11 protein-coding genes are annotated in these 10,542 nt (G+C 41.3%); all 11 read left to right on the top strand.

Annotated features, from left to right (window positions below; all coding sequences use genetic code 11):
* Positions 1–56: 56 nt before the first annotated feature.
* Complete coding sequence (locus V7121_RS01615) at positions 57–1,304, top strand: PucR family transcriptional regulator (RefSeq protein ID WP_335500745.1); 1,248 nt, start codon at positions 57–59, stop codon at positions 1,302–1,304.
* A 153-nt stretch (positions 1,305–1,457) separates the two neighbouring features.
* On the top strand, positions 1,458–2,921 hold the full coding sequence (locus V7121_RS01610; RefSeq protein ID WP_335500747.1) for a CoA-acylating methylmalonate-semialdehyde dehydrogenase: 1,464 nt from the start codon (positions 1,458–1,460) through the stop codon (positions 2,919–2,921).
* A 62-nt stretch (positions 2,922–2,983) separates the two neighbouring features.
* Positions 2,984–4,339, top strand: a complete 1,356-nt coding sequence (locus V7121_RS01605) for an aspartate aminotransferase family protein (protein WP_335500749.1) — start codon at positions 2,984–2,986, stop codon at positions 4,337–4,339.
* Positions 4,340–4,659: 320 nt separating this feature from the next.
* On the top strand, positions 4,660–5,622 hold the full coding sequence (locus V7121_RS01600) for a sugar-binding transcriptional regulator (RefSeq protein WP_335500751.1): 963 nt from the start codon (positions 4,660–4,662) through the stop codon (positions 5,620–5,622).
* A complete protein-coding gene (pduL, locus tag V7121_RS01595) occupies positions 5,615–6,274 on the top strand; it encodes a phosphate propanoyltransferase (protein ID WP_335500804.1) in 660 nt (219 codons plus the stop codon). Before V7121_RS01600 ends, pduL begins: the two co-directional genes overlap by 8 nt.
* Positions 6,274–7,026: a hypothetical protein gene (locus V7121_RS01590; protein WP_335500753.1), complete on the top strand. Its 753-nt coding sequence runs from the start codon at positions 6,274–6,276 to the stop codon at positions 7,024–7,026. Before pduL ends, V7121_RS01590 begins: the two co-directional genes overlap by 1 nt.
* Positions 7,023–7,322, top strand: coding sequence for a EutN/CcmL family microcompartment protein (locus V7121_RS01585; protein ID WP_335500755.1), 300 nt, complete (start codon positions 7,023–7,025; stop codon positions 7,320–7,322). Before V7121_RS01590 ends, V7121_RS01585 begins: the two co-directional genes overlap by 4 nt.
* Positions 7,323–7,324: 2 nt before the next feature.
* A complete protein-coding gene (locus V7121_RS01580) occupies positions 7,325–8,755 on the top strand; it encodes an aldehyde dehydrogenase family protein (protein ID WP_335500757.1) in 1,431 nt (476 codons plus the stop codon).
* A 113-nt stretch (positions 8,756–8,868) separates the two neighbouring features.
* The gene (locus V7121_RS01575) at positions 8,869–9,147 is read left to right on the top strand and encodes a BMC domain-containing protein (protein WP_144548608.1); all 279 of its coding nucleotides are present in this window, start codon (positions 8,869–8,871) and stop codon (positions 9,145–9,147) included.
* A gap of 11 nt (positions 9,148–9,158) precedes the next feature.
* The gene (gene tpiA / locus V7121_RS01570) at positions 9,159–9,998 is read left to right on the top strand and encodes a triose-phosphate isomerase (protein ID WP_335500759.1); all 840 of its coding nucleotides are present in this window, start codon (positions 9,159–9,161) and stop codon (positions 9,996–9,998) included.
* Positions 9,995–10,453 carry an RpiB/LacA/LacB family sugar-phosphate isomerase gene (locus V7121_RS01565; RefSeq protein ID WP_335500760.1) on the top strand — a complete coding sequence of 153 codons (459 nt, stop codon included), beginning with the start codon at positions 9,995–9,997 and terminating at the stop codon, positions 10,451–10,453. Before tpiA ends, V7121_RS01565 begins: the two co-directional genes overlap by 4 nt.
* Positions 10,454–10,542 lie beyond the last annotated feature (89 nt).

Genomic DNA, 10,542 nt, shown 5'->3' with positions numbered 1-10,542 from the left:
GCCGCTGACCAGGGCGCTTGCGCTTTTCTTAAAGTATTATTTCCAAGGAGAGCCATATGATCAAAGATCAACTTCATTTAACAGTGGGAGATATCTTAAAACGAAGGCATTTTGAAAATGCCCAAGTAATTGCAGGAGAAAAAGGGATTGGGCGCTTTGTAAAATGGGTCCATATTGTCGAGGTCACCAGTATTCGAAATTTACTTAACGGTAATGAACTGATTCTTTCAACCGGTGTTGCTTGGTATGAAAATCCAGATTTATTTATATCCATGGTCATGGAATTTCTTGAAAACCATGCAGCAGGCTTATGTATTGAACTGGGGACATACATGACAGAGATTCCTCCCGAAGTCATTGAAATTGCTAATCTGCATCATTTCCCGATCATCGTTTTTTCACATGAAGTCCCCTTTGTACAAATCACCTTAGACATCCACACTCTCATCATTAATCAAGAAAAAAAGCGCGTGGAGGAGTTTGAGTGGTTGTATGGCTGGCTTGAGGGTGACCATTCACCCGAAAGCATTGCTGAATATTTTGTTCAAAATGGGATAAAAACAAAAACAAATGAAGCCGTAGTCTTAATTACCAAGGTTCCTCATCAAAAAGAGAAAGTTACTCAAGATGTAACCTATCTAAAATTATTATTTCGTTCTGCTCTTGAACAATATGGCTTTACAGTGTTTTCAGTTGATAAAAGAAATGAAGTAACTTTCATTTTAGTAAACAATCGCTCAAAAAAGAATGGAAAGGAACGCATTAAAACTGCAATCGAATCGATCATAGAATCAGAGTTTATTAGAAAACAATGTTCAGCCAAACTGCTGATTGCAGCAGGAAGTTTTACTGTGAATTTACATGATGTACATAAAAGTTATCAGACAGCTAAAGAAACGCAGCGAATTCAGCAAAAGATATCCAATAAAGCTGACTATTATTTTTATGAAGATTTGCATTTATATCGGCTCATCTCGCAAATGAGCAAGCATATTAATCTTCAAGAAATGGCCTCCGAGTATTTACAGCCTGTAATTCATTATGATCAGAAATATAATGGTAAATTGTTAGAAACATTAAAAGTGTATTTAGAATGCAATGGCTCCAAACAAGAAGCCGCGAATAAGCTCTATATTGTCAGGCAAACGCTATACCATCGTTTGCAAAAGCTTGAAACTATACTCGGTGACGACTTTATGGAACATGAAAAACGTGTGGCGATTGAATTTATGCTGCTAGTAGAAGATTATTTAGCGTCATCCCAATCTATATTAAGCAATAATAAATATCGAAAACTGGAATAAGGGTTGAAAGTTGCTCATACCGTCAAAGAAATAACCCACTCCATTTTACAGAATGTCTAATGAAAGCGTGCATTAGATACGAGATAATACGTTTAAAAGGTTTGTATTATTAGAAAAATTAAAAAATAGATAATAATTAGGAGGTTAATATATATGACTGTAACAAAAAAGGATACGACTGTTTTAAAGAATTTTATTAATGGTGAATGGGTGAACTCGAATAGCATTCAAACCCTAGATGTCCCGAACCCGGCAACGAATGAGCTGTTAACCAAGGTTCCTGTGTCAACAAAAGAGGATGTAAATCTTGCAGTTACAGCAGCAAAAGCAGCATTAAAAGAGTGGAAAACTGTTCCTGTCCCAAAAAGAGCAAGAATTCTATTTAAGTATCATCATCTGTTAACGGAAAACCATGAAGAATTGGCAAGATTAATTGTTTTAGAAAATGGAAAGGCATACAAAGAAGCATACGGGGAGGTTCAGCGTGGAATCGAGTGTGTTGAATTTGCTTCTGGTGCGCCAACGTTGTTGATGGGGGAATCTTTATCCGGAATTGCTGAGGATATTGATTCTGAGATGTTCCGTTATCCTGTAGGAGTTGTGGGCGGGATCACACCTTTTAATTTCCCGATGATGGTCCCGCTTTGGATGTTCCCGCTGGCTATCGCATGTGGAAACACTTTTGTGTTGAAACCATCTGAACGGACTCCAATTTTAGCCAACCGTTTAGCTGAACTGTTTGCAGAAGCTGGAGCACCCAAAGGCGTGTTAAATGTCGTCCACGGCGCCCATGATGTCGTCAATGGATTACTTGAGCATAAAGATATTGCGGCGATTTCATTTGTAGGTTCACAGCCGGTTGCCAAGTACGTTTACGGTCGGGCTGCAGCAGAGGGAAAAAGGGTTCAGGCCTTATCTGGTGCCAAAAATCATCATATTGTTATGCCTGACGCCGATATGGATAAAGCGGTCCAACATATTATCAGTTCTACGTTTGGAAGTGCGGGGCAACGCTGTATGGCCTGTAGTGCGGTTGTGGTTGTTGGTGAAAATGAACCATTCGTAACTGCGCTAAAGAAAAAAGCGGATGAATTAATTATTGGAAACGGAATGGATGACGAGGTGTTGTTAACACCAATTATCCGGAAGGAACATCGTGAAAAAGTTCTTGGCTATATCGAAAAAGGACTTGAAGAAGGTGCGGACTTAATTAGGGATGGACGCAAAGAGATGGATGAACTACCTGAAGGAAATTTCTTAGGACCGACAATATTTGATCACGTCACCCCAGAAATGACGATAGCGAAAGAGGAACTCTTTGCTCCGGTTTTAAGCCTTCTTCGTGCCAATGATTTGGATGAAGGGTTAGAATACATCCGAAAATCAAAGTTTGGAAATGGTGCAACCATTTATACCAACAATGCGAAGGCAATTCGTCAATTCCGTGAAGAAGCAGATGCAGGGATGCTCGGTATTAATGTGGGCGTACCGGCGACCATGGCATTCTTCCCGTTCTCCGGATGGAAGGATTCCTTCTATGGTGACATGCATGTAAATGGGAAAGATGGAGTTAATTTCTACACAAGGAAGAAAATGATCACCTCTCGGTTCGATTAATAAAAGCCAAAGCACCCCATAGTTGGTGCCAGTACCAAAGTAAAGAAATGGAGGTCACGAGAATGGTTCAAACAAGTCGTCCCCAGGAAACTTTGTTAGAACAGGATGATAAATATGTATGGCACTCGATGAAGCCTTATAATCCCAATGCAACATTGGTGGCATCAAAAGCTGAAGGGTCATGGGTTACAGATGCCGATGGGAAACGTTATTTAGATGCGATGGCAGGCCTTTGGTGTGTGAATATTGGCTATGGAAGGGCCGAACTTGCCGAGGCCGCTTATGAACAACTGAAGGAAATGGCCTATTTCCCCCTGTCACAAAGCCATGTTCCTGCAATTAAACTAGCAGAAAAGCTGAACCAAATGCTAGGCGATGAGTATGTCATCTTTTTCTCTAACAGCGGTTCGGAAGCCAATGAAACGGCCTTTAAAATAGTTCGACAATACCACCAACAAAAAGGTGAGCCAAACCGCTATAAAATTGTTTCCCGCTATCGTGCGTATCACGGCAATTCGATGGGAGCACTAGCTGCCACCGGTCAGGCACAAAGAAAGTATAAGTACGAACCACTTGCGCCAGGGTTTATTCATGTTTCGCCACCTGATACCTATCGGGATGACACAATTGTATCAGATGCAAAGGAACTGTCTTCCGTAAAGGAAATCGACCGGACGATGACTTGGGAGTTAAGTGAAACCATTGCTGCGATGATTATGGAACCAATAATAACTGGCGGCGGGGTTCTCATTCCGCCGGATGGCTATATGAAAGCAGCAAAAGAGGTTTGTGAAAAACACGGGGCGCTGCTCATTGTTGATGAGGTTATATGCGGGTTCGGACGTACAGGTAAGCCGTTTGGATATATGAATTATGGCGTGAAGCCCGACATTATCACAATGGCAAAAGGAATTACCAGTGCCTATCTGCCACTTTCCGCTACGGCTGTTCGCAAAGAGATTTACGAAGCATTTAAAGGTACAGAGGAATATGATTACTTCCGTCATGTCAATACATTTGGCGGAAATCCAGCCGCATGTGCGCTTGCTTTAAAAAATCTCGAAATTATGGAAACCGAAAAACTATTTGACCGTTCACGGGATTTAGGAGCGCAGCTTCTAAACGATTTAAAGAGTCTCTTGGCAGATCACCCATATGTGGGCGATGTTCGCGGGAAAGGGTTATTGATTGGAATTGAATTAGTAAAGGATAAGCGAACCAAGGAACCGCTTGGAAATGATCTCGTCAATCAAGTAATTGCCAACTGTAAACAGGAAGGAATAATCATTGGCAAAAACGGTGCGACAGTAGCCGGATATAATAACGTGTTAACATTGGCACCTCCGTTAACAATTAAACAAGTCGATTTAAATTTCCTAGTTAAAACACTGACAGAGTCACTTCAGAAAATAAAGTAAAACTATAAAAAGAACCCATGTATTTACAATTGTAAATAACAAGGGTTCTTTTTTTCATGGGTGAAAATTCGTCTTTTTCCTAGTTTCAAAGCGTAATTACGAAATTAGTAAATAAGTGTCGAAATCTTTTAAAAGAAAGATTGACAGATAGTTTACATCGGTTATAATTAAATTAGCAAATGTTCAGAGTATTTTTACATAATTTCATCACAGAATCCATACATATTGAACAAATGCTAAATTTTATTTTCACAAAAAATGTAACCGTTTACTTTTTGTGAAAAATAGGTTCATAATTTGAAAAATTAGGTGATTATTTTATGGCGGATGAAAGGATTTCGCGCCTGGTAGAAGTGGCTAAAATGTATTATCAATTAGACTACAGCCAACAGGAAATTGCGAAAAGGTTAGGTATTTCCCGCCCCACAGTCTCCAGGCTCCTTGTCCAAGCAGTTGAGGAAGGAGTTGTCCATATAAAAATTTGCGATCCAGCCGAAGATGTACAGGAACTGGCATTACAGATAAAGGAAAAGTTTCATCTAAAACATTGCCTTGTTGCCTCGATTCCTGAATATAAAGATGAGTTGATCAAAGAGAAGCTGGGAGAGGTTTCTGCAGATTATTTATATTCGATTGTTCAAAGCGGCGATACGATTGGAATTACCTGGGGAACAACTTTATATCAACTAGTGAAACAAATTCAACCGAAGAATGTAAAGGATGTAACAATTGTTCAGCTTAATGGTGGGGTGAGTTACTCAGAATCAAATACGTATGCATCAGAAATTGTGAACGGCCTTGCAAATGCATTTCATACGATTCCCCATTTTCTGCAAGTACCTGCGGTCGTTGACCACGTGGTTGTGAAGCAGGCTATCATAGCCGACCGCCATGTAAAAAGAATTTTAGAATTAGGCAAGCAGGCTAATATTGCAATTTTTACGGTTGGGGATCCTGGTGAACAGTCCACGCTTATGCATGCGGGTTATTTTTTAGACAGTGACATTGAAATACTTAAGGAAAATCATACGGTCGGCGATATATGTTCCAGATTTATAGATATCAATGGGCATATTAGTCATGATGCGTTAAATGATCGGACGATTGGAATTGAGCTCTCACAGTTAGCTGAGAAAGAATATGGCATCCTCATTGCTGGCGGTAACACCAAAGTGGAAGGGATATATGGAGCGCTTAAAGGGCGCCATGCCAATGTTCTGATCACCGATCAATATACTGCCAAGGCTTTACTTGACTTTGGGGGTGAGGACGATGATGAATAAAGAAAGAATTAGAGAAATCGTTGAAGAAATTGTCAAAGATTCTTTCAAGAAATCCAAGATGGTTCCAATTGCAGCTTCAAACCGCCATATTCATCTATCTCCTGAACATGTGGATAGACTTTTCGGTCGAGGCTATGAGCTTACTAAACTAAAAGACTTATCCCAGCCGAACCAATTTGCGGCAAAAGAAACTGTTACTCTAATTGGACCAAAAGGAAAAATACAAAATGTCCGTGTGCTAGGACCTGCTAGAGGACGTACGCAGGTGGAAGTATCATTATTTGACGGCTTTACTTTAGGAGTTAAACCACCGATTCGAAATTCTGGGGATATTTTGGGGTCAGAACCGATTACCATTCAAGGACCGCGCGGGCAACTAACCATTAATGAAGGCTTGATTTGTGCCGCTCGCCATATTCATATGGACACCAATGATGGTAAAATATTTGGCGTTCAGGACGGGGATTTGGTTCAAGTGAAAGTTGACGGAGTCCGCGGGGTTATTTTTACCAATGTCCTTATCCGTGTTTCTCCAAAATACAAGCTTGAAATGCATATCGATCTGGACGAAGCCAATGCTGCAGGGATTAAGAATGGACAATTAGGTGAGATTATTGGCTTTGAAAGTCCAAAACAAGTGGGTGGGGAATAATGCTGGCTGATATTAAAATGCAGGTTAAGATGCTTGTTCAGCAAGCAGTAGAATCCTACTTAAAAGAAGAATTAAAAGAAAAAAAAGACGCACAGATTGCAATCCTATTAGGTTATCTATCCCAAGATCCTGCAACTGTTTTGGAAGCGGTTACCCCGCTAGTGGATACATATGACGTAACGTTTCTATTAACAAAGGAATGGCTTCCTTTACCAGAACAATGGAATGGGCAGTCCTACGTATTAATAGAGGATGTTCAGCAGCAAGAATGGAGTGACATGATAGAAAAATCATCAGTTCTCGTGATTCCTGCCGCATCGTATCGGCTGCTTTCAAAACTTGTGTTGACCATGGATGATGAGACAGCTGTTTGGGTGGCTATCCAATATCAATTACTTGGCAAGCCGATTGTCATCGCTAGTGATGGCGTTGAACCCAATGTTTACCAACAAATCCATGCACCAAACTCGGTTCAGGAACGGCTCCAGTCTTATATAAGAACGCTTCAGGCAGATCAGGTCAAATGGGTGCCGCTCAGTAAGTTGGTTAAAACAGTTGATGAACAACTTGCAGAATACCAGGAAAAGCAGACTCTTATTCTTGCAAAACATGTTGAAAGAGCCTATCAGGATGGACTCAAGGAAATTGCTGTACCTGCAAGGAGTATGGTCACACCTTCGGCAAAGGATCTGGCGCGAGAATTAAAGATTCAACTTAAAGCAAATGATTCCTCGAAAGGAGGGACGCTATGATCATTTGTAAAGTGGTTGGTTCGATTGTATCCACTACCAAAGCAGAGAAATTAAAAGGAAAAAAATTAATGATTGTTCAACCGCTTGATATGAAAAGTATCGAGGAAGATGGGAAACCGCTCGTAGCTATTGATACGGTTGGTTCAGGAGTTGGCGAAGTAGTTTTACTAGTCAGCGGTAGTTCGGCAAGACAAACTGAAATTACAAACGGTGTCCCCGTTGACGCAGCAATCGTAGGGATTGTTGATCAAATTGAAATTCAAGGGACCTTAACCTTTAACAAAGGAGGTAACTAACCTTGCAAATAAATGAAACCGATATCAAAAAAATGGTTGAACAGGTCCTCAGTCAATTAGGCCAAAATCAATCTGACAACATCTCCCCTGCTCCATTGCCAAATGATGTTAAGTTAGGTGGCGGCGTGTTTTCAACGGTTGATGAAGCGGTAGCAGCGGCAAGACTGGCCTGGGAAAAGCTTCGCAAACTGCCCATCTCCATCAGAGAAAAAATGATTGAGAATATGCGAGCTGTGAGCCGAGAGCATGCGGAAGAGTTAGCAAAGCTTGCTGTCGAAGAAACAGGCTTAGGCAGAGTCGAAGATAAGATTGCAAAAATTCTTCTAGCAACAAATAAGACACCAGGAATTGAAGACCTAGTCAGCACTGCCTATTCAGGTGATGACGGGTTAACACTTGTGGAATATGCCCCAATTGGTGTATTCGGTTCAATTACACCTTCCACAAACCCAGCAGCCACGGTCATTAATAATTCAATCTCGCTAATAGCTGCTGGAAATACGGTGATTTATAATCCGCATCCAAGTGCGAAACGCGTTTCGATTAAAACCCTACAGCTTCTAAATCAAGCGATTGTTGCTGCAGGTGGTCCTGAAAACACGCTCACATCTGTGGCGGCACCTAATCTTGAAACCTCAGCACAAGTTATGAATCATCCGCAGGTAAATGCACTTGTGGTGACTGGCGGAGGTCCTGTTGTAAAAGCAGCGATGGCGGTCGGTAAAAAGGTAATCGCAGCTGGTCCAGGAAATCCACCGGTTGTTGTTGATGAGACAGCCATCATCCCAAAAGCAGCAGCAAATATCGTTAAAGGTGCAAGCTTTGACAACAATGTATTGTGCACCGCGGAGAAAGAAGTGTTCGTTGTTGACCAAGTAGCCAATCCCCTCAAAGCTGAAATGGTTAAAAATGGTGCGATTGAGCTAAAAGGTTTCCAATTTGAAAAGTTACTTGAAAAAGTGCTTGTCAAGAAAAATGATAAGTTTTATCCAAACCGAGACTTTATCGGTAAAGATGCTCACGTGATTTTACAGGCAGCCGGAATTCAGGCAAGCCCAGATGTGAAGTTGATTATCGCTGAAACTAAAAAGGATCACCCATTAGTGATGACTGAAATGTTAATGCCAATTTTACCAATCGTCAGAGTTCCTGACGTGGATACAGCGATTGAGCTTGCGGTCATCGCTGAAAAGGGCAACCGACATACTGCGATTATGCATTCGCAAAATATTACCAATCTAACCAAAATGGCGCAAGAAATTCAAGCAACCATTTTTGTGAAAAATGGCCCATCAGTTTCAGGCTTAGGCTTTGAAAGTGAAGGATTTACCACACTGACCATTGCCGGTCCGACTGGTGAAGGATTAACCAGCGCGAAAACATTTACGCGTCAGCGTCGCTGCGTTTTAGTAGATGGATTAAGAATCATATAGTGAGGTGTTAGAAATTGGCGAAATCGAAAGATGATAAAACAGTCACTTCACAGGAAGAACAACTGAAAAAACAAGAACAATCAAAATTAGAGGTTACTAGAGGAGGAAATAAAATGGGTCAAGAAGCTTTAGGAATGATCGAAACAAAAGGTTTAGTAGGTGCAATTGAAGCCGCAGATGCCATGGTGAAAGCAGCAAACGTTGCCCTAGTTGGCAGAGAATTAGTTGGCGCAGGTATTGTTACCGTTATGGTCCGTGGTGATGTAGGTGCAGTCAAAGCAGCGACAGAAGCAGGTGCAGAAGCAGCACAGCGCGTGGGTACACTTCTCTCTGTACACGTAATTCCACGTCCTAACGGTGATGTAGAAGGTATCTTACCGAAAGCAGAATAAGGTGAATGTAAATGGAACAATCCATTGAAAGCTATATAAAAACTCTTGTCAGAGATGTCATTGGTCAAACTCTAGGTGGACTGGAAATCCAATCTGATCGGCAAACCTATGTGATCGCTAATTGGAAAATGAACAAAAACCTAAATGAGACCGCTGAATTTTTTCAAAAAATCCACAGCAGTCCTGACGTGTCGGTGGTGATTTGCCCACCAGTACAGTTGCTATATCCGTCCCATTTATTTATCAAACAATCAGGCAAGCCACTTGGATTGGGCGGCCAGAATGTTCATTGGGCCGACAAAGGGGCATACACGGGAGAATCATCGGCTACTATGCTGAAGGATGTTGGCTGTGAATATGTCATTATTGGCCACTCGGAACGAAGACAATATTCTTTTGAAGATGACGAGTTAGTCAATAAAAAGGTTCAGCAAGCAATCAAGTCTGGGCTTATCCCGATTATCTGTATCGGCGAGACATTAGGGCAAAAGAACGCGATGCAAACCGAACAGGTTTTATCCAAGCAGCTTTTTGGTGCATTAAAGGATATTGATTCCAGCCAATTTATTCTTGCTTATGAACCCGTGTGGGCGATTGGAACCGGGCAGTCGGCAACGGCTGAACTTGCTCAAGAAACACACGCGTACATCCGGTCCGTATTAAAACAAATAATTGGTCAAAAAGCAGAATGTATTTCGATCTTATACGGCGGATCTGCGAATGAAAAGAATGCGTCTGAATACAGTGCGATGCCTGATATTGATGGTGTCCTTGTTGGAGGGGCTAGTTTACATGCAGAATCGTTTGATGCAATTATCAATGTATTTGCCAAAGGAGAACAAAAATCATGAAAAAAGTTGCGATAGGCTGCGACCATGGTGGATACGAACTAAAAGAAACGTTAAAAACCTATTTAACTGAATTAGGGTACGAGTATTTAGATTTTGGCTGTAAGGCAAATGAATCCGTAGATTATCCGGATATCGCTTTTCTTGTCGGTGAGACGGTCGCGACGAATCCTCATTATGTCGGCATTATGATAGATGGTGTCGGAGTAGGCAGCGGGATGGTATTAAATAAAATACCAGGTGTACGCGGTGCAGTCTGCTGGGATTTATCCTCTGTTATTAATAGCAAAGAGCATAATAATGCGAATGTATTATCAATCGGCGGTCAATTCATCGGTGAGGGCCTGGCCAAGCAATTAGTAAAAACCTGGTTGGAAACAGAGTTTGCCGGCGGCCGTCATGATCGCCGTGTCACGAAAATTATGGAAATCGAAAGTCGTTTCTTGGGGCGGAATTAATACTGGTCTAAAAGTTTCGCTGATAAACAGGTTAGATAGAATAATAGGAGTGTTTAAACACAGAGATTTATAGAAAAGAAAGCAGGTTT

The organism is Neobacillus drentensis (genome assembly GCF_036962125.1).
Classification (GTDB): Bacteria; Bacillota; Bacilli; order Bacillales; family Cytobacillaceae; genus Neobacillus; species Neobacillus drentensis_B.
This window is presented reverse-complemented; position numbering and strand designations above follow the sequence as displayed.

Coding starts and splice junctions, on each gene's coding strand:
- pduL (WP_335500804.1), top strand. CDS start 5,615: ATGAATAAAGAAAGAATTAGAGAAATCGTTGAAGAAATTGTCAAAGAT.
- V7121_RS01605 (WP_335500749.1), top strand. CDS start 2,984: ATGGTTCAAACAAGTCGTCCCCAGGAAACTTTGTTAGAACAGGATGAT.
- V7121_RS01565 (WP_335500760.1), top strand. CDS start 9,995: ATGAAAAAAGTTGCGATAGGCTGCGACCATGGTGGATACGAACTAAAA.
- V7121_RS01600 (WP_335500751.1), top strand. CDS start 4,660: ATGGCGGATGAAAGGATTTCGCGCCTGGTAGAAGTGGCTAAAATGTAT.
- V7121_RS01590 (WP_335500753.1), top strand. CDS start 6,274: ATGCTGGCTGATATTAAAATGCAGGTTAAGATGCTTGTTCAGCAAGCA.
- V7121_RS01615 (WP_335500745.1), top strand. CDS start 57: ATGATCAAAGATCAACTTCATTTAACAGTGGGAGATATCTTAAAACGA.
- V7121_RS01610 (WP_335500747.1), top strand. CDS start 1,458: ATGACTGTAACAAAAAAGGATACGACTGTTTTAAAGAATTTTATTAAT.
- V7121_RS01575 (WP_144548608.1), top strand. CDS start 8,869: ATGGGTCAAGAAGCTTTAGGAATGATCGAAACAAAAGGTTTAGTAGGT.
- tpiA (WP_335500759.1), top strand. CDS start 9,159: ATGGAACAATCCATTGAAAGCTATATAAAAACTCTTGTCAGAGATGTC.
- V7121_RS01585 (WP_335500755.1), top strand. CDS start 7,023: ATGATCATTTGTAAAGTGGTTGGTTCGATTGTATCCACTACCAAAGCA.